Source organism: Nocardiopsis alba (genome assembly GCF_000710955.1).
Taxonomy (GTDB): domain Bacteria; phylum Actinomycetota; class Actinomycetes; order Streptosporangiales; family Streptosporangiaceae; genus Nocardiopsis; species Nocardiopsis alba.
The window spans coordinates 98,427-117,507 of the sequence record NZ_BAZE01000006.1; the positions used below are offsets into that span (position 1 = coordinate 98,427).

17 protein-coding genes are annotated in these 19,081 nt (G+C 70.3%); 13 read left to right on the top strand and 4 right to left on the bottom strand.

What is annotated here, in order from left to right; translation table 11 throughout:
- The first annotated feature begins 69 nt into the window (after positions 1 to 69).
- The 3 genes from glgX to TR33_RS12935 all read left to right on the top strand — a co-directional run bounded on the left by glgX (position 70) and on the right by TR33_RS12935 (position 4,045).
- Positions 70 to 2,214 carry a glycogen debranching protein GlgX gene (gene glgX, locus TR33_RS12925; RefSeq protein ID WP_017535685.1) on the top strand — a complete coding sequence of 715 codons (2,145 nt, stop codon included), beginning with the start codon at positions 70 to 72 and terminating at the stop codon, positions 2,212 to 2,214.
- 70 nt (positions 2,215 to 2,284) lie between these two features.
- Positions 2,285 to 3,088, top strand: coding sequence for a dihydrofolate reductase family protein (locus TR33_RS12930; RefSeq protein ID WP_017535684.1), 804 nt, complete (start codon positions 2,285 to 2,287; stop codon positions 3,086 to 3,088).
- Between the two features lie 168 nt (positions 3,089 to 3,256).
- Positions 3,257 to 4,045 carry a GntR family transcriptional regulator gene (locus tag TR33_RS12935; protein WP_036568407.1) on the top strand — a complete coding sequence of 263 codons (789 nt, stop codon included), beginning with the start codon at positions 3,257 to 3,259 and terminating at the stop codon, positions 4,043 to 4,045.
- A 105-nt stretch (positions 4,046 to 4,150) separates the two neighbouring features.
- On the opposite strand, the gene TR33_RS12940 is transcribed toward TR33_RS12935, so the two are convergent.
- Complete coding sequence (locus TR33_RS12940) at positions 4,151 to 4,534, bottom strand: hypothetical protein (RefSeq protein ID WP_017535682.1); 384 nt, start codon at positions 4,532 to 4,534, stop codon at positions 4,151 to 4,153.
- A 252-nt stretch (positions 4,535 to 4,786) separates the two neighbouring features.
- Between TR33_RS12940 and msrB the strand changes: the two genes are divergently transcribed.
- The 3 genes from msrB to pssA all read left to right on the top strand — a co-directional run bounded on the left by msrB (position 4,787) and on the right by pssA (position 6,954).
- Positions 4,787 to 5,233, top strand: a complete 447-nt coding sequence (msrB, locus tag TR33_RS12945) for a peptide-methionine (R)-S-oxide reductase MsrB (RefSeq protein ID WP_014910176.1) — start codon at positions 4,787 to 4,789, stop codon at positions 5,231 to 5,233.
- Between the two features lie 268 nt (positions 5,234 to 5,501).
- Positions 5,502 to 6,170 (top strand): phosphatidylserine decarboxylase, encoded by a 669-nt coding sequence (locus tag TR33_RS12950; RefSeq protein ID WP_017535681.1) that lies wholly within the window; start codon positions 5,502 to 5,504, stop codon positions 6,168 to 6,170.
- Positions 6,157 to 6,954, top strand: coding sequence for a CDP-diacylglycerol--serine O-phosphatidyltransferase (gene pssA / locus TR33_RS12955; protein WP_014910258.1), 798 nt, complete (start codon positions 6,157 to 6,159; stop codon positions 6,952 to 6,954). The genes TR33_RS12950 and pssA overlap by 14 nt, the downstream gene beginning before the upstream one ends.
- Before the next feature lie 69 nt (positions 6,955 to 7,023).
- Here pssA and hemQ read toward each other — a convergent pair whose 3' ends face one another.
- Together hemQ and hemG are read right to left on the bottom strand one after the other, a co-directional pair.
- Positions 7,024 to 7,734: a hydrogen peroxide-dependent heme synthase gene (gene hemQ, locus TR33_RS12960; protein WP_014911538.1), complete on the bottom strand. Its 711-nt coding sequence runs from the start codon at positions 7,732 to 7,734 to the stop codon at positions 7,024 to 7,026.
- The gene (hemG, locus tag TR33_RS12965; RefSeq protein ID WP_026125202.1) at positions 7,731 to 9,203 is read right to left on the bottom strand and encodes a protoporphyrinogen oxidase; all 1,473 of its coding nucleotides are present in this window, start codon (positions 9,201 to 9,203) and stop codon (positions 7,731 to 7,733) included. The genes hemQ and hemG overlap by 4 nt, the downstream gene beginning before the upstream one ends.
- A gap of 168 nt (positions 9,204 to 9,371) precedes the next feature.
- Here hemG and TR33_RS12970 point away from each other — a divergent pair, with 168 nt between their 5' ends.
- Positions 9,372 to 10,457: a DUF4349 domain-containing protein gene (locus TR33_RS12970; RefSeq protein WP_017535679.1), complete on the top strand. Its 1,086-nt coding sequence runs from the start codon at positions 9,372 to 9,374 to the stop codon at positions 10,455 to 10,457.
- Positions 10,458 to 10,521: 64 nt separating this feature from the next.
- Here TR33_RS12970 and hemE read toward each other — a convergent pair whose 3' ends face one another.
- Entirely contained in the window at positions 10,522 to 11,490 is a 969-nt protein-coding gene (gene hemE / locus TR33_RS12975; RefSeq protein WP_014908338.1) for a uroporphyrinogen decarboxylase, read from the bottom strand.
- A gap of 338 nt (positions 11,491 to 11,828) precedes the next feature.
- Here hemE and TR33_RS12980 point away from each other — a divergent pair, with 338 nt between their 5' ends.
- The 6 genes from TR33_RS12980 (at position 11,829) to TR33_RS13005 (ending at position 19,016) form a co-directional block, all read left to right on the top strand.
- Entirely contained in the window at positions 11,829 to 12,404 is a 576-nt protein-coding gene (locus TR33_RS12980; protein ID WP_014909935.1) for a DUF3000 domain-containing protein, read from the top strand.
- Between the two features lie 111 nt (positions 12,405 to 12,515).
- Positions 12,516 to 13,766, top strand: coding sequence for an HRDC domain-containing protein (locus TR33_RS12985; protein WP_026125201.1), 1,251 nt, complete (start codon positions 12,516 to 12,518; stop codon positions 13,764 to 13,766).
- 211 nt (positions 13,767 to 13,977) lie between these two features.
- Positions 13,978 to 14,979 carry a tetratricopeptide repeat protein gene (locus TR33_RS12990; protein WP_042283303.1) on the top strand — a complete coding sequence of 334 codons (1,002 nt, stop codon included), beginning with the start codon at positions 13,978 to 13,980 and terminating at the stop codon, positions 14,977 to 14,979.
- Positions 14,980 to 15,068: 89 nt separating this feature from the next.
- Complete coding sequence (locus TR33_RS12995) at positions 15,069 to 15,569, top strand: FBP domain-containing protein (protein WP_017535676.1); 501 nt, start codon at positions 15,069 to 15,071, stop codon at positions 15,567 to 15,569.
- 181 nt (positions 15,570 to 15,750) lie between these two features.
- Positions 15,751 to 16,926: a thiolase family protein gene (locus TR33_RS13000; protein ID WP_026125200.1), complete on the top strand. Its 1,176-nt coding sequence runs from the start codon at positions 15,751 to 15,753 to the stop codon at positions 16,924 to 16,926.
- Entirely contained in the window at positions 16,923 to 19,016 is a 2,094-nt protein-coding gene (locus TR33_RS13005) for a 3-hydroxyacyl-CoA dehydrogenase NAD-binding domain-containing protein (RefSeq protein WP_042283307.1), read from the top strand. The genes TR33_RS13000 and TR33_RS13005 overlap by 4 nt, the downstream gene beginning before the upstream one ends.
- Positions 19,017 to 19,081 lie beyond the last annotated feature (65 nt).

Sequence of the window (19,081 nt, forward strand, 5' to 3'; positions counted from 1 at the left end):
GCGGAAGGAAGATGTCGCAACTGAAAACGCCCATCCAGGGCCCCGACACTCAAGAGACTGACGACGCCTATGGTGGAAGTCTGGCCTGGTAGCCCCTATCCGCTCGGTGCTACCTACGACGGTTCCGGGACCAATTTCTCCCTCTTCTCCGAAGCGGCCGAACAGGTGGACCTCTGCCTGTTCGACGACGAGGGGACGGAGACCCGAATATCCCTGACCGAATACGACGGTTTCGTATGGCACGGTTACCTGCCCGGCGTGGGGCCGGGCCAACAATACGGATACCGCGTACACGGGCCCTACGCGCCCGAGCACGGACTGCGCTGCAACCCGAACAAGCTGCTCACCGACCCCTACGCCAAGGCGCTCAACGGCGAGCTCACCTGGCACGAATCTCTGTTCAGCTATCACTTCACGGATCCGACCCGTAAGAACACCGCCGACAGCGCCCCCTACGTGCCCAAATGTGTGGTGGTGAGCCCGTTCTTCGACTGGGGGAACGAGTCTCGCCCGAGCACCCCCTACCACCGGACGGTGATCTACGAGACCCACGTCCGCGGTCTGACCATGCGCCACCCGGGCATCCCCGAACACCAGAGGGGGACCTACTCCGGGCTGGCCCACCCGGTGATGATCGACTACCTCACCTCGCTGGGGGTGACCGCGGTCGAGCTCATGCCCGTCCACCACTTCGTTCCCGAGCACGCCATGGTGGCGCGCGGGCTGACCAACTACTGGGGGTACAACACCCTGGCCTTCCTGGCCCCGCACAGCGGCTACGCGGCGCTCGGTTCCCGAGGGCAACAGGTCCAGGAGTTCAAGGCGATGGTGAAGTCGCTGCACGAGGCGGGCATCGAGGTGCTGCTCGACGTGGTCTACAACCACACCGCCGAGGGCGACCACATGGGGCCGACCCTGTCCTGGCGCGGTATCGACAACCTGGGCTACTACCGGGTCTCCGACGAGGACCAGCGCTACTACCTCGACTACACCGGCTGCGGCAACAGTCTGAACGTGCGGCACCCGCACTCGCTCCAGCTCATCATGGACTCCCTGAGGTACTGGGTCCTGGAGATGCACGTGGACGGGTTCCGTTTCGACCTGGCCTCGGCGCTGGCCCGAGAGTTCCACGACGTGGACCGGCTGAGCACGTTCTTCGACATCGTCCAGCAGGATCCGGTGATCTCCCAGGTCAAGCTGATCGCCGAACCCTGGGACGTGGGGCCGGGCGGCTACCAGGTCGGCAACTTCCCGCCATTGTGGACGGAGTGGAACGGCAAGTACCGCGACACCGTGCGCGACTTCTGGCGCGGCGAGCCGGTCAAGGGCGAGCTGGCCTCCCGGTTGGCCGGCTCCAGCGACCTGTATCAGGACGACGGGCGTCGCCCCGTGGCCTCGATCAACTTCATCACCTGCCACGACGGCTTCACCCTGGCCGACCTGGTCTCCTACGACCACAAGCACAACGAGGCCAACGGCGAGGAGAACCGGGACGGGACCGACGACAACCGGTCCTGGAACCACGGGGTGGAGGGACCCACCGACGACCCGGCCATCCTCACCCTGCGCCGTAGACAGGTGCGCAACCACCTGGCCACCCTGTACCTGTCCCAGGGCGTGGTGATGCTCTCGCACGGCGACGAGATCGGACGTACGCAGAAGGGCAACAACAACGCCTACTGCCAGGACAACGAGATCGCCTGGATCGACTGGGAGGGCGCGGGCCTGGCCGGGGAGTACCCGGAGAACGACCTCCTGGACTACGTGCGCGGGCTGGCCCGACTGCGCAGCGAACATCCGGTGTTCCGACGCCGCCGCTTCTTCCGGGGCAGCCCGATCGAGAGCGGGAGGGCCGGCTCGGACGGGCTCCCCGACATCTCGTGGCTGCGCCCGGACGGGTCGACCATGGAGGGGCCCGACTGGAACGATCCGGAACGGGCCCTGGGCGTGTTCCTCAACGGGGACGCCATCACCGAACCCGACACACGCGGCCGCCCCATCCGGGACGACTCGTTCGTACTGCTGCTCAACAACGGTCCCGAGCCGGTGGAGTTCAAACTGCCGGGGACCGCGTACGGCATGAGCTGGGAGACGATCCTGGACACCGCCGATCCGGACGTGGTGGGACGTCCGCCGATCCCCGCCGGTGGCCCGGTCCGGGTGATCGACCGGGCCCTGATCCTGCTGCGTCGGGCCGCGCACCGCAGGGCCTGACCCGTCCTCGCCCCTCCGGTGCGCCCCGTGCGCCCCGGAGGGGAGGGCCTCCCCGTTAGCCTGGGTGACCATGTCGAGCACACACGACGCGGGGGGCGCCTCGAGCCCCGCGAGCCTTCGCGAACTCCTGCCCGTCCCCGGCCGGGTCGACGTCGATCCGGCCGAGGCCTACGCCTATCCGCCGGTCTCGGACCGGCCCTGGGTCCGCGCCAACATGGTCGCCAGCGCCGACGGTGGTGCCATCGGACCGTCGGGGCGCAGCCGCGACCTGTCCTCGGCCCCCGACCGTCGGATCATGGGCGTCCTGCGCGGTCTGTGCGACGTCGTGGTGGTGGGCGCCGCGACCGCCCGGCAGGAGGGCTACCGTCCGGTCCGCCCCCGCGAGGTGTGGGAGCGACTCCGGGCCGGGCGTCCGGCGACCCCGAGGATCGCGGTGGTCACCCGTTCGCTCGAACTGGACGACGCCCTGTTGGAGACCGCCCCCGAGGACGCGCGCACCATCGTGTTCACCGTCGCCGACGCCCCGATCGAACGGTTGGAACGCGTCTCTGCGCACGCCGACGTCGTGATCGTCGACGACGTGTCCGTACGCCCCGCCCACATCGTTCGGGCGTTGGCCGAGCGGGGTCTGTACCGGGTGCTGACGGAAGGGGGCCCGCACCTGCTCGGGGAGTTCGTCGCGGCGGGTTTGTTGGACGAACTGTGTCTGACGACGAGCCCGCGTCTTCTGGGCGTGGGTTCGCCCCGGATCGTGGCGGCCCCTCCGCCGGCGGCCGGGGAGGCCGGACACCTTTCGCAGGAGAACGTCCCTCTGCGTTTGGCGCACCTTCTGGAGAACGAGGGGAATCTGTTCGCCCGTTACGTCAGGGAATGATGTATTCCCCTGAGAACACCTCCATCACCACTCCGTTCCGGTCGTCCCACAATGACGCATGAACCCTCCCGCAATCGGACATACCCGTGGTGTGCCGTCCACCCGAGAGCTGTTACTGGGCGCGCCGCATCGACGGGGCTCACCGGTGTGGTCCCCCTGGGCGAGAGGATGAACGTGGTGTCGACGTCCGAAAACGGATCAGCCCCGGTCTACAGGGAGATAGCCGAGGAAATTCGAGGACGGATCCGCTCCGGACAATACGCCGACGGCGACCGTCTTCCGGGGGAGAACGCCCTCATGGAGCGGTACGGGATCGCGCGGGCGACCGCTCGACAGGCGCTCTCGGTGCTCACCAACGAGGGGCTGGCCGTGGCCGTGCGCGGTTCCGGCATCTACGTGCGCCTGTTCCGTCCTCTGAGAAGGCACGGCGCCCGTCGCCTGTCCAAGGAGAACTGGGGGTCGGGACGGGCGATCTGGAGGACCGACAGCGACACCCGCGGCTACGAGGTGGAGGGGTTGATCGTCGACGAGGTGGTACCCGAGGATCACGTGCTGCGCGCCCTGGACCTGCCCGGGGCCAGCAGGGTGATCCGACGCTCTCGGCGCTATCTCGTCGACGGCCGTCCCGTACAGAGCGCCGTGTCCCACCTTCCGCGGGCCCTGTGGGAGGGCGACGAGGACTCCGAGTCCGCGCGACGGGTACGCGCCCACGACAGCGGCCCCGGCGGGATCTACGCCCGGCTGGCCGAGGCGGGGCACGCGCCGGCCCGCTTCACCGAGGAGATCCGGGTCCGTATGCCCACCCCCGAGGAGGCCCGCGATCTGACCCTGTTCCCGGGGACGCCCGTGTTGGAGATGGCCCGGACCGCCCTGACCGACGACCACCGGCCGGTGGAGTTCAACGAGATCGTCATGGACGGTTCGGCGTACGTGCTCCAGTACGACTTCGACGCCTGATCCCGCTCCCCCTCGCGCGAAGGAGGGGCTCCCCTCTCGGGAGGCCCCTCCACCGCGCTCGTATCGTCTTTCCGTTCCTCGGTGCCGTCGTTCGTACGTCCTGCCCTATCGGCGGCCCCGCCGTTTGGAGGCGAAGACCAGGTAGGCCAGCGGCAGGAGGACGACTCCCACCGCCACGGCCCCCGCCGCGGCGAACAGCGTGGCACCGGACGAGGTCATCGCCCAGTGCGCCATTCCGAACCCCAGGAGGACCGCCACCGCCACCGCGGCGATGGAGATGCCACCGAACAACCAGAGGAGACCTCGGTCGCTCCAGGGTTCGGGTCTGACGTGGTCGACCCCGGCCAGTGTGCTGCGGGCGCTGAGCTCGGCGGCCCAGCGCAACTCCCGCCCCACGGCGGCGGTCCCCCCGGTGACCGCGCGCGCCCGATTCCGAACGCCCACCGTCGCCTGGTCCAACCACCACAGCCCGTAGCGGACCCTTCCCACACGCAGTGGTCGCCTGTTCACTCCGAGTGCCTGTTGAGCCGTAACAGCCATGTCACCTGCCCCGTGTGCTTCGGCCACTGTCCCCTGTGCGAAGCCCGTACCCGCATGAATCACCAGCGAACGTCACCAAAGGTGAAGTTAGGCGTATGTAGCCGCTAAGGATGATTTACCTTGGTCTGAACTGGTTGACCCTTTTCACACCAATTGACAGCGGGTCGGCATCCGGACCCGATTCCGGGTAGCGTCTTCTCCATGGCTGACGCATCGGACCGGGCCCCGCACGAGAACGGCGGGGGACCCGAGGACCTGCCCAGGACCGACGAGCAGTGGCGGGAGCGCCTCGACCCGATGGAGTACGCGGTACTCCGTCAGGCCGCCACCGAACGTCCCTGGACCGGTGAGTACGTCGACACCAAGACCACCGGTGTCTATCGCTGCCGAGGGTGCGGGGCCGAACTGTTCCGCTCGAACGAGAAGTTCGACTCCCACTGCGGGTGGCCCAGCTTCTTCGACCCGGCCGACACCGACGCCGTGACCCTGCACGAGGACATCTCCCTCGGCATGATCCGCACCGAAGTGCGATGCGCCACCTGCGACTCCCATCTGGGACACGTCTTTCGCGGTGAGGGGTACGACACCCCCACGGACGAGCGCTACTGCATCAACTCCGTAGCGCTCACCCTCGAACCCACGGAGTAGGCTTACCATCCTGGTTCGGCGGGTATCCCCGTGGCCACGGCCGCGATACGCGGGATACCCGGGACCTCCCCGGCTCCCCCGCCCCGAGTGATCGGGGATAATCTCACCAGCGCACCGACGTTCGGCCCTCGTCGACCGGAGGGCGCGCGGAGAGAGCGCCCCACCGGAGAGAGACCCACGCGCCGGCGGACCCGCCCCGGCAGGGCCCACCCCTCACAGCGAAGACCGATGTGCGGGCGACCAGACCGACCCGCGACGAAAGTGCCCGATGACCGACGACTCACCTTCCTCCTCCGCATCCCCCCGCCCGGCGGCGCGTCCGCGTCTGGGCATGGCCCAGGGGTCGGCCCCCTGGTTGATCCCGGCTCTCGGCGCCGCGGGAGCGGCCGCCATCGCCGCCCGGGGCTCCCGTACCCGCGCGCTGATCGCCGCCCCGGTGATCGGCCTCGCCGCGGGGATGACCTGGTTCTTCCGCGACCCGAACCGCGGCCCGGCGACCGGCCGGGTCCTGTCCGCGGCCGACGGTGTCGTCCAGAGCGTCGACCACCGGTCCGACGGGCGCACGCGGATCGCGGTCTTCATGAACCCACTCAACGTGCACGTCAACCGTGCCCCCCTCGCCGGAGTCGTGACCGGCGTCGAGCACCGCCCCGGGGGTTTCCGGCCCGCCTTCGACAAGGACAGCGAGCGTAATGAGCGCGTCATCTGGACCCTTGAAACCGAGATCGGTGAGATCACGGTCGTTCAAATCGCCGGCGCGATGGTCAGGCGTATCGTCCCGTATCTCGCTGCGGGGCAGAAGGTCGAGCAAGGCGAGAGGATCGGGCTCATCCGGTTCGGGTCACGCGTCGACGTCTACCTTCCGTCCGGTGTCGCCCCGGCGGTGGAGATCGGCCAGAAGGTCCGCGCCGGGGAAACCCGCCTTGACGCCGACTGACACCGCTCGCGCGCCCGAACCCGCCGAGGTGTCCGAGGAGGCCCCCCGGCTCCGCCTGGGGATCGCCGACTACCTCACCCTGGGCAACGCCCTGTGCGGCTTCCTGGCCGTGTGCGCGCTGGCCGCCGCGCAGAGCGCGCACCTGGCGGCCGGGGCGTCCGGCCCTCTGCCCAAGACCGCCATGGCCACGGCCGTGGGTCTGATGATGATCGCCGCCTCGCTCGACGTGCTCGACGGACGGGTCGCCCGCAAGTTGGGCGGCAGCGGCATGGGCGCGGAGTTGGACAACCTCGCCGACGTGATCAGCTTCGGTGTCGCCCCGGCGTTCTTCTTCGTCGTGTGGGGCACCATCTCCGGCGGTACCTGGACGCTGCCGGTGGCGGCGGCCGGCGCGATCCTGCTCGCGGTGATCGTGCGACTGGCCCGGTTCTCCTGTCAGGCTCCGGGCGCCGACTACTTCACCGGACTGCCGTGCCCCTTCGGGGCGATGGCCGTGGTGACGATCGTGCTGCTCGACCCGCCGCTCCTGGTCGGCGTGGCCGCGGTGCTGCTCGTGGCCTGGCTGATGGTCAGCCGGATGGAGTACCCCAAGCCCAAGGGGCGCAAGGCCTACGTGGTGCTGGGCATGCTCGGCACCGGTGTGGTCCTCATGGTCGCCTGGGGTCTGGGGCTGCCGGCCGGAGACGCGCTCATCTACCTCATGAGCGCCCTGGTGCTGCTGTTCATCGTCACGATCCCGTTCTACGTGATCGCCACCCGTCGGGAGGCGTCCCGGGTCGAGTGACCGCCCCACGGACCCGAACGGCCCCCGCGCTCGATGAGCGCGGGGGCCGTCGTCGTACCCGGTGGTGGCCTACGGCAGGGAGTCGACCAGCTCGGCCACGCTCTTACGCCGACCGGTGTAGAACGGCACCTCCTCGCGCGTGTGCAGACGCGCCTTGGCACCGCGCAGATGACGCATCAGGTCCACGATGCGGTGCAGCTCGTCCGCCTCGAAGGCGAGCAGCCACTCGTAGTCGTTGAGCCCGAACGAGGAGACCGTGTTGGCCCGCACGTCCGGATACGGGATCGCCATACGGCCGTGCTCGGCGAGCATGGCGCGACGCTCGTCGTCGGGCAGCAGGTACCACTCGTAGGAGCGCACGAAGGGGTACACGCAGATGTTCTCGCGGGGCTCCTCGCCGGCCAGGAAGGCCGGCACGTGGCCGCGGTTGAACTCGGCGGGCCGGTGCAGACCCACGACCGACCACACGGGGGTGGCGGCGCGACCGATGAGGGTGCGACGGAAGTCGGAGTAGATGGACTGCACCTGCTCCGGGGTCCGACCCACCCACCAGAACATGATGTCGGCGTCGGCGCGGAAGCCCTGGACGTCGTAGGCGCCGCGCGTGACGACGCCCTGCTCGGCGGCCTTGTCCAGGAGGGCCTGGAGCTCCTCGGCCGCGGCGGCGCGGTCCACGCCCTCCAGGGAGTCGATCTTGAAGACCGACCACATGGTGTAGCGGATGAGTTCGTTGAGGTCGGTGCCGTCCTGGGCGACCGCCTCGTTCTGCTGGCCCGTCACGGGTTGTCTCCTTGCTGGTTCGTTCCCTCGGCGCCCGAGGCGTCGAGACCGGTGTTGCTGTGGTCGATGAGCGTGTCGGCCAACCGCGCGGCCTCGCGGCCCGCGTCGGCGACACAGGCGGGGATGCCCACCCCTCCGTAGGCGGCGCCGCAGACGCCGAGCCCGTCGTGGCGCTCCACGGCCGTCCGCACGCGTTCCACCCGTCCCGCGTGTCCGACCCCGTACTGGGGCAGTCCGTCGGTCCAACGGGTGACGCGGGTCTGCACGGGAGCGCCGTTCAGGCCGGTGACCACGGCCAGGTCGGCCAAGGCCGCCGCGGCCAGTTCCTCGTCGGAACGGCGCAGGACGGTCGTGTCCCCGAAACGTCCGATGGAGCAGCGCAGGACGACCAGGTCGGCACCGGGGTCGACCCTATCCAGCTCTCGGGCGAGCCAGGGCCACTTGTTGCTGGAGAAGGTCGCGGCCTTGATGGTGAGCCCCTCCCCCGCCGGCACCAGGAAGCCGGTTCCGGTGAGGGGCGCGGGGAAGGCCGAGGCGGGCAGGGCGAAGGTCACCAGGGCCATGCTCGCGTACTCGACCCCGCGGAGGTCTCGGGCGGCGGCGGGCTCGGTGTCGGCGAGCAGGCGCGCGGCCTCCGGGGCCGGGCAGGCCAACAGGACGCCGTCGCACTCGATCCGCCTCTCGGCGCCCTCCAGTCGAACGCTCCAGCCCCGGGAGGTCCGTTCCAGGGCCCGCGCCCGAGTCCCGATCCGCAGGTCCTTCTGGCGCTCGACCAGGGCGTCCACGAGTGTGGCGACGCCGCCGCGCAGGGAGGCGAACACCGGACCGGCCTTGGTGGGGGCGGCGCCCCGCCCCTTGAGACTGGTGTGCACGGCCCGCATGAGGGAGCGATCGCTCCGCGCCATGGGGGCGATCTGGGGCAGGGCCGAGTCGAGGGAGAGTTCGTCGGCTCGGCCGGCGTAGACACCGCCCAACAGGGGCTCGACGAGTCGGTCCACGACCTGCCGGCCCATCCGGATCCCCACGTAGGAGGCCACCGGCACGTCCGAGCGCACCGGGGTACCGGGCCAGACCAGGTCCAGGGCGGCGCGCAGGGTGCCCGCGGGCGAGAGCACCCCGCTCCGGGCCAGGGCCCTCAGATCGCCGGGCACGCCCATGAGCTGCCCCTTGGGCAGGGAGCGGATCCGGCCCCGGCTGTAGATGGCGGCCGAGCCGGGTCCGGGGTGCACGACCCTGTCGTCCAGACCGAGTTCGGAGAACAGGTCCACGGCCTCGGGCCTGCGGGCGAGCACCGCCTCGGCCCCGGCGTCGACCGGCACCCCGGCCACCGGCGAGGCGCGCAGCTTGCCCCCCGGAACGTCGGCGGCCTCCAGCACGGTGGTGGTGATCCCCCGGGCGTTGAGACGGTGTGCGGCGGTGAGTCCGGAGACCCCGCCCCCGACCACGACGACATGCGGTGCTTCAGGCATGTCACCAGCTTCCCAGATGTCGGCGGTCACAGTGCTCCGGCGTCCACTGAGAGGACCTCCGGCCCGTGACGAGGGGCGAAGGGCCGGCCCCCATGTGTGCCTTCGACCCGTTGCGCCGGTGTTATCGAAGGGGCCGAACCCGTTCGAGAGCGGCCGCGTCCAAGGCGCATGGACACTTCACCACCCTCTCGGACGGCCCGTGCCGTCGGATCCCTGATCGCCGGAGGGCTGACCGCCCTCCTCCTGACCTCGTGCGGGGCCTCCACCCTGGAGATGGACGCCTCCGCGCCCGCCGACGGCTCCGCCGGTTCCCCCGAACGGGCCGCCCTCGACTCCTACGACGGGGAGGGCGCCGAGGCGGACGAGGCCGCCGACCCGATCGGCACCGACATCGAGGTCGACGAGCGCGCCCTCGTCCACACCGCGTACATGACCGTCCGTGTGGAGGACGTCTCCGAGGCCGCCGAGCTGGCCAAGGAGCTGACGGTGGAGGCCGACGGTCACGTCGCCTCGGAGCGCGTCTCCACCCCGAACGGAGAACCCCCCGAAGGTGAACTGACCCTGCGCGTCCCCGTCGACGGCTACGAGGAGGCCCTCGAAGGGCTGGCCGCCTTGGGCGACCGCTCCGACCTCGAACGATCGGTGGAGGACGTCACCGAGGAGGTGGCCGACGTCGAGAGCCGCGTCGCCTCCTCCGAGGCCGCCCTGGAGACCCTGAGAGGACATCTGGAGAAGGCCGAGGACGTCGACGACCTACTCCGGGTCGAGCGCGAGATCCAGGATCGTCAGGAGTCGTTGGAGGCCTTCCAGGCCCGCCTGGAGGCGTTGCGGAACCAGACCGCCTACTCGACGGTGCACCTGTCGCTGCGCCCGCCCGCCACCTACCTGGAGGAGCGGCCCTCGGGCGAGTCGATCGGCTTCCTGGGCGGTCTGGAGCGCGGTTGGCGCGCCCTGGTCGGGGTCGCCGGAGGCCTGGCCGTGGCCGCCGGCTGGCTGCTGCCGTTCGCACTGGCGGGAGCCCTGATCGGGGCCGGCCCGCTGTGGTGGTGGCGTCGCCGTCGCGCGGCCACCCCTTCCGGTGAGGAGGCGGGCGCTCGCCCGGCCGCACGTGGACGCTCCGGGTCCCCCTTCCGCCGACGGGCGAGGAAGGGCGCCTCCTCGGAACCGGTCTCGGCCGAGACCACCCCGGGCCGAGAGGACCGCGACACCGAGGGCCCCGAGGACACGACCGGAGAGACCGCCGAACGCGGGTGAGACGCGCCTCGGCGCCCGGCCCCTTCGAGGGGCGGGCGCCGAGGAGGCGGAGGAGGGCCGTCGGTCAGACGGCGGTCTCCTCGTGCACGAACGCGGTGAGGCGCTCCAGCATGGTCGGGTCGGTGGTGGGCAGCACCCCGTGGCCCAGGTTGAAGATGTGGCCCTCGGCGGCGCGGCCCCGGGACAGGATGTCGCGGGTGCGGTCGGCGACGACCTCCCAGGGGGCGAACAGGGTCGCCGGGTCCAGGTTGCCCTGGAGGGCGATGCCCGGCTGCACCCGCTGCGCGGCCTTGTCCAGCGGCACCCGCCAGTCCACGCCGACCACGTCGGCGCCGGCCTCGCCGAGCAGACCCAGCAGTTCACCGGTCCCCACGCCGAAGTGGATGCGCGGGACCTCGTGGTCGGCCAGCTGGCCGAAGATCCACGAGGTGTAGGGCAGCACCGAGGCGCGGTAGTCCTCGGCGCTCAACGCGCCGACCCAGGAGTCGAAGAGCTGGATCGCACTGGCACCGGCCGCGATCTGGGTCTTCAGGAACCCGAGGGTGATGGAGGCCAGACGGCGCATGAGCTCGTCCCAGAGCTCGGGCTCGCCGTACATGAGCGCCTTGGTGTGCTCGTGGTTCTTCGACGGACCGCCCTCGATGAGGTAGGAGGCCAGGGTGAAGGGGGCGCCGGCGAAGCCGATCAGCGGCTTGTCGCCGAGTTCCTCCACCAGCCGACCGACCGCCTCGGTGACGTAGGGAACGTCGTCGGGTTCGAGATCGCGCAGACGCTTGATGTCGGAGGCGTCGCGGATCGGCTCCTCGACCACCGGGCCGACCCCCGGCTTGATGTCGAGGTCGATACCGATGGCCTTCAGCGGAACGACGATGTCGCTGAAGAAGATCGCGGCGTCGACGTCGTACCGGCGGACCGGCTGCATCGTGATCTCGGTGATCATGTCGGGGCGCGCGCACGCTTCGAGCATCGGCACGTCGGCGCGGACCCGTCGGTACTCGGGCAGGGAACGCCCGGCCTGGCGCATGAACCACACCGGGGTGTGGGACACGGGAAGACGCCGGCAGGCGCGAAGGAATGGAGAGTCTTGAAGCGTCACACCTTGATCGTGCCATGCCCGTCGCGGTGCTCTCACTCGGATCACCGAGGAAGGCCTCCCGGCCCGGGGGACGTTCGGGTGCGAACCGGGGTGGTTGACGCTCCGGCGGTTCCAAGAACATCACAAAACCCCGACACGCCGGGGGATCTGCGCCCCGGCACCGGTGACTCGTGCCACGGTCGAACCCGTGCCCACCATCACATCATCGGCGGACCACGTTCGAACGACCCCCGCCAGGACGTGATCACCACAAAATGAAGGCTGACGTTTCCACCATGCCCGATGTCGGTAGCGCCGAGAACGCACAAGAGACGTTCCGGCGAGCGGTCGAGGCCCTCCGCTCCCCCCTGCTGCGCCCCGAGATCACCGTCGGGGAGATCCCCGCGCCCCAACGGCTGGCCCCCCACACCGCCGCCGTGTCGGCCGAGGTCGTCGTCCAGGGCGAGGAGGTCGCCTGGGGGCGACTGATCGTCCTGTACGACCCCGAGGGCACCCGTGACTGGCCCGGCCCCTTCCGGGTCGTCTGTCAGGCCAACTCCGAGCTGGAATCGGAGATAGCGACCGACCCGCTGCTGGGGCCGGTCGCCTGGAGCTGGCTCACCGACGCCCTGGAGGCCAACGGGGCCGCCCACCACACCCTGAGCGGCACGGTCACCCGGGCCACCACCGAGGGGTTCGGCACCAAGGCCCACGAGGGCGCCACCACCGAGGTCGAGATGCGCGCCTCGTGGACGCCGGAGTCCGAGGACCTGTCCGGTCACGTGAACGCCTGGCTGGCCCTGTTGGCGTCGGCGTCGGGGCTGCCGCCCCGGGACGTCACCGACATAGCCCGGCAGCGCTCACGTCCCTGACCCCGGACCGGGGTCGGAAGGCGGTGGGCGCGCGCTTCCATGAGCGTCGAGGACGGGCCGCCCACCGCGTCGGGTGGCCACAGCGCATACCGTAGTGGTGTGGCGAACGCGTTGAACTCCAAGACAGACTCCCGCGAACCCGACCATGACGACTCGGAGAGGGCACCTCTACTGCGGGAACCACGCGAGGGTCTTCCCGAGGTCACCTCCGACCCCGGCACTCTGGCGGGTGTGATCGCGGCCCTGGGCGCGGGCACCGGCCCCGTCGCCGTGGACGCCGAGCGCGCGTCGGGGTACCGGTACGGCCAGCGCGCCTACCTGGTGCAACTGCGTCGGGAGGGTTCCGGTTCGGCCCTGATCGATCCGATCGCCTGTCCCGATCTGAGCGGGGTCGACGCCGCCATCGGCGAGGCCGAGGTGGTGCTGCACGCCGCGCACCAGGACCTGCCCTGTCTGGCCGAGGTCAACCTGCGTCCCGGTCGGCTCTTCGATACCGAGCTGGCCGGACGCCTGCTGGGCTATCAGCGGGTCGGACTGGGCTTCATGGTGGAGCGGTTGTTGGACATCCGTCTGGCCAAGGAGCACTCGGCCGTGGACTGGTCCCAGCGGCCGTTGCCGGAGGACTGGCTGCGCTACGCGGCGTTGGACGTGGAGATCCTCATCGAACTCCGGGACCGTCTGGAGGCGGAGCTGGAGGAGGCGGGCAAGCTGGAGTGGGCCCGTGAGGAGTTCGCCGCGATCCTGGCGGCCCCGCCCAAAGAGCCGCGCGCCGATCCGTGGCGACGCACCTCGGGGATCCACAAGGTGCGTAAGCAGCGTTCCCTGGCCGCCGTGCGCGAGCTCTGGTACGAACGCGATCGCATCGCGCGGGAGCGGGACACCTCTCCCGGCAGGGTCCTGCCCGACGCGGCGATCGTGGAGGCGGCGACGACCATGCCGCGCGACGCCAATGAGCTGAACCGGATCCGCCAGTTCGGCATCAAGCTGGCGCGACGCTATCCGGCCACGTGGCTGAAGGCGATCGATCGGGCCCGGGACATGGCCCAGTCGGAGCTGCCGCGCCCCAACGCTCCGGGCGACGGTCCTCCGCCGGTGAACCGTTGGGCCGACCGCGCGCCGGAGGCCGCACGGCGGCTGGACGCGGCCAAGTCGACGGTGGCGCGGATCGCGGAGGAGATCACGATGCCGACCGAGAACCTTCTGCTCCCCGACACCGTCAGAAGGTTGGCCTGGACGCCTCCCGAGACCGTCGATCCGGACTCGGTGGGCGCCTTCCTGCGGTCCCGAGGGGCCCGGAACTGGCAGGTCGGGTTGACGGCGGAACCGCTGACGAAGGCCTTGCGGGTGCCCGAAGAGGGGTGACCTTTACCCCTTTCTCACACTTTGAATCCAAACGTGATCGAAGTCACCGGCATTCAGGGGCGGTTCACGCCTGTTCCATAGCCCGCTGTCCGATTAAGTTATAGAAACGTGCCCCGGATCGTCAGGGGCTCGTTATCTCTACGACGGGTGTGTACCGAACCGTGGGCTCACAAGGCCCCGGTACGTGATCAGGGAAATGTGGTGAGTCTGCTTGTCGTTCTGGCGTGCGCTGCTACGCGGGACCGGGTTGACGCGTTCCGCCGAGGTCGAGTCGCCCAAGACCGCCTTGCCCACTCACATGGACCATGTCGAGGAACCGTCCGCGCCCATCCCCGAGCAGGTGTCGGCACCCGTGGCGAGCGTCCCCGCCACGGTCCCCGCCGCCCTGTCCGAGGGCGCACGGCCCGGCACCGGGTCCTCCGGCTCGCGTGTGCCCACGGCGGGCATGCGCGCGGCCGCTCTGGAGCGCACCCTCCAATCCCTGGTCGAGCGTCTGGGCACCGAGCACCCGGACACCATCACCGCGCGCAACAACCTCGCGACCAAGTACGCGCAGATGGGGCGTCGCCAGTCGGCCGTGCAGCAGTTCGAGCTGGCCCTGGGCGAGGCGGTGGCGGTCTACGGTGACGACCACCCCAGGACCGAGATCATCCGGGAGAACCTGGCCTGGGCCTTCGAGGACGCCGGTCGTCCCGCGGACGCCGCCGGCCAGTGGGAGACCCTGCTCGGCCAGCGGGAGAGCCAGTTCGGCCCGGCCGACGAGGACACCGTCGAGGCCCGGACGCGTCTGGCCGTCTGCTACCGGCGCAGTGGTCGTGTGGACGCGGCCATCGCCCACTACGAGCGGGCGATCGAGGACGTGGCCTCGACCGAGCGCCGAGAGGACCTGCGCCTGGGGCTGAGCGCCGCGCTGAGCATGACCGGGCGCTACGAGGAGGCCGGGTCCCAGCTCCGCATGGTGCTCGCGGCCCGTCGTCGCCGACTGGGCAAGGGACACCTGGACACCCTGACGGTGCACCACCGTCTGGGCCGGGCCCACACGCAGGCCGGACGGGCCGACGAGGCCGTGGAGGTGCTGCGCGAGGCCTACCGGATCGCGCTGAACTCCTCCGGCGACCCCGAGGTGCGACGGCTGACCCTGCGACTGCGCCGCGACCTGGCCGGCGCCTACAACGCGGCCGGGCGGCACCGCGAGGCCGACGCCCTGCTGTAGAACGGAACACACGACGGTGGGCCGGGACCCGTTCGGGTCCCGGCCCACCGTCGTCTCCACACCACATCGTCGAAAGGGACGGACACACCGTGCGCGAGGCGACCGCGGAAGAGATGCGCTCCTCCTTCGTCAACTGTTCCAAGGGTGAGACCCGGAGGATGAACCTCCCCCAAGAGGCTCCCCCGCTGCCCTGGGAGGAGATGGAGTTCCTCGGGTGGCGGGACCCGCGGGCCCAGGAGCACGCCTACCTCGTGACCGACTCCGAGGAGGGTCTGGTCGGTATCGCCCTGCGCCTGTCCTCCGGAGGGCGCGGGGGCGGCTTCTTCAGGACCATGGCCTGCTCGCTCTGCCTGACCGTCCACCCCTCCGGCGGCGTCCGCCTGTTCAACGCGCCCAAGCGCGGGGCGGCGGGCCGCAAGGGGGACTCGGTCGGTCTGTACGTCTGCGAGGACCTGGCCTGCCCGCTCTACGTCCGAGGTCTGCGGACCTCTCCCCTGATCCAGCCGGCGGAGACCATCACCCGCGAAGAACGGGTGGAGCGGCTGCGCGACAATCTCGCCCGTTTCGTGACGGGTTTCCTCGTCTCCTGAGGGGAATCCCCTCTGCGGGGATCGTGTCCGCGACCGCCACCGCGGAGCCCTTCCGGCTTCTTTCGATGTGTTCGGCCCCGCCGCTCGCACTATTTGTTACTGGCGAGTAGCATGGACGCATACAGTCCACCCAACGCTTGGAGAAGGAGGGGCCATCGTGTCGCGAACTGCCCGCGATGTCGTGTTTGTCGATGGGGTCCGCACCCCGTTCGGCAAGTCAGGCAAGGGCCTCTACGCCGAGACCCGCGCCGACGACCTGATCGTCCGCGTCATCCGCGAACTGATGCGCCGCAACCCGGGCCTGCCCCCGGAGCGTGTCGACGAGGTCGCCATCGCCGCCACCACCCAGATCGGCGACCAGGGCCTGACCCTCGGGCGCACCGCCGCGATCCTCGCCGGGCTGCCGCGCAGCGTCCCCGGTTACTCCATCGACCGCATGTGCGCCGGCGCGCTCACCGCCGCGACCACCGCGGGCGCGGGCATCTCCTTCGGTGCCTACGACGTCGTGATCGCCGGTGGCGTCGAGCACATGGGCCGCCACCCCATGGGCGAGGGCGTCGACCCCAACCCCCGGATCATCTCCGAGAAGCTGGTCGACCCGTCCGCGCTGGTCATGGGCAACACCGCCGAGAACCTGCACGACCGGTACCCGACCATCACCAAGGAGCGTGCCGACGCCTACGCGGTGCGCAGCCAGGAGAAGGTCGCCAAGGCCTACGCCGACGGCAAGATCCAGCCCGACCTGGTGGAGACCCTGGTCCGCTCCGCGGAGAAGGGCTTCGGCCTGGCCACCCAGGACGAGCCGCCGCGCCCCGGCACCACCATGGAGTCGCTCGCCGGCCTCAAGACCCCGTTCCGCGCGCACGGCAACGTGACGCCCGGTAACGCCGCGGGCCTCAACGACGGCGCCACCGGCACCCTGCTCATGGCCGAGGAGGTCGCCGAGGAGCTGGGCCTGGACGCCAAGATGCGCCTGGTCGACTTCTCCTTCACCGGTGTCGAGCCCGAGGTCATGGGTGTGGGCCCGGTCCCGGCCACCGAGAAGCTCCTCGCCCGCCAGGGCATCGGCATGGACGACATCGGTCTCATCGAGATCAACGAGGCCTTCGCCGTCCAGGTGCTGGCCTTCCTGGAGCACTTCGGCATCGCCGACGACGACGCCCGGGTCAACCCGTGGGGCGGCGCCATCGCGATCGGCCACCCGCTGGCCTCCTCCGGCGGCCGCCTGATGATGCAGCTCGCGCGTCAGTTCGCCGAGCGCCCCGACGTCCGTTACGGCATCACCACCATGTGCGTGGGCCTGGGCATGGGCGGGACCATCCTGTGGGAGAACACGAACTACGAGGGGGGCAAGTGAGCACCGCCATCGAGCAGGCCCGAGAGCTCTTCAAGGACGAGGTCGTCACCAACGCGATCTCCCGTGACGTCGAGCTCCCCTACGGTGCGGGCACCGCCGTCCTGATCACCCTGGACAACGGGCACGACCACACCAAGCCGAACACCTTCGGCCCCGGCGGCCTACTGAGCCTGGACGCCGCGATCGAGGCGGCCAAGGCGCGCACCGACATCGTGGCCGTGGCCGTCACCGGCAAGCCGTTCATCTTCGCCGTCGGCGCCGACCTCACCGGTGTCCCCGCGATTCGGACCCACGAGCAGGCCGAGGCCATCGGCAAGCTGGGCCACGACACGTTCCGCAAGCTCGGCGAGCTGGACGTGCCGACCTTCGCCCTGGTCAACGGTGCCGCCATGGGCGGCGGCGTCGAGGTGGCGCTGCACTGCACCTACCGCACCATCTCCTCCGGCGTCCCGGCCTTCGCCCTGCCCGAGGCGTTCCTGGGTCTGGTCCCCGGCTGGGGCGGCACCTACCTCCTGCCGAACCTGATCGGCGCGGAGAAGGCGCTCAAGCTCATCGTCGACAACCCGCTGGCCCAGAACAAGATGATCAAGGGTCCGCAGGTCTTCGAGATGGGGATCGCCGACGCGATCTTCGACCCCGCCGACTTCGTCGAGGAGTCGCTGCGCTGGGCCGCCAAGGTCCTCAAGGGCGACGTCACGGTCGAGCGCCCCGAGGTCGACAAGGGCGAGGCCTGGGACAACGCGGTCAACATGGCCCGGTTCGTCGTCGAGGGCAAGCTGCACGGCGCCGCCCCGGCCCCGGCCCGCGCCGTCGAACTGGTCGCCGAGGCCAAGAACCGCAGCCGTGACGAGGGCTTCGCCGCCGAGGACGAGGCGCTGGCCGACCTGATCATGAGCCCCGAGCTCAAGGCCGGTCTCTACGCCTTCGACCTGGTCCAGAAGCGCGCCAAGCGTCCCGCCGGCGCCCCGGACAAGTCCCTGGCCCGCAAGGTCACCAAGGTCGGCGTCGTCGGCGCCGGTCTGATGGCCGGCCAGCTCGCCCTGCTGTTCGCCCGTCGCCTCGACGTCCCGGTCGTCATGACCGACCTGGACCAGGAGCGGCTGGACAAGGGCGTGGCCTACGTCCACGGAGAGGTCGACAAGCTCCTGAAGAAGGGGCGCGTCAACCAGGACAAGGCCAACCACCTCAAGGCCCTGGTCACCGGCTCGCTGACCAAGGACGCCTTCTCGGACGCCGACTTCGTCATCGAGGCCGTCTTCGAGCGGATGGACATCAAGAAGCAGGTCTTCGCCGAGGTGGAGGCCGTGGTCTCCCCCGAGGCGATCCTGGCCACCAACACCTCCTCGCTGTCCATCACCGAGATGGCCTCGGAGCTTCGCCACCCCGAGCGGGTCGTGGGCTTCCACTTCTTCAACCCGGTCGCCGTCCTGCCCCTGCTGGAGATCATCCGCGGGGACAAGACCGACGACGCCTCCCTGGCCACGGCCTTCGCCGTCTCCAAGAAGCTGAAGAAGACGTCGGTCCTGTGCAAGGACGCCCCGGCGTTCGTGGTCAACCGCCTGCTCACCCTGTTCATGGGCGAGGTCCTGGGCGCCGTGGCCGAGGGCACCGAGCCCGAGGTGGCCGACCGCGCGGTCGCTCCGCTGGGTCTGCCGATGTCGCCGCTCATGCTGCTCCAGCTGGTCGGTCCGGCCGTCGGTCTGCACGTCGCCGAGACCCTGAACGAGGCGTTCCCCGAGCGTTTCGCGGTCTCGCCGCAGCTGAAGGCCGTGGTCGACGCCGGCAAGACGGCGATCTTCGCGCCGGACCTGTCGATCGACCCCGAGGTGAAGGCGCTGCTCGCGGGCGGGGACTCCCCCTCCGAGGAGAGCGCCATCCTGGACCGCGCCCTGCGCGCGCTGGCCAAGGAGATCCACCTGATGCTGGAGGAGGGTGTCGTGGCCGAGGCCGCCGACATCGACCTGTGCCTGATCACCGGCGCGGGCTGGCCCTTCCACACCGGTGGCATCACCCCGTACCTGGACAAGGTCGGCGTCTCCACCGCCGTGAACGGCAAGCCGTTCCACGAAGGCGACCCGAAGGCCTTCTAGCCTTCCGAGGGACACACGCGACGGGCCCGCTCTCTCCGGGAGAGCGGGCCCGTCGTCGTTCGGCG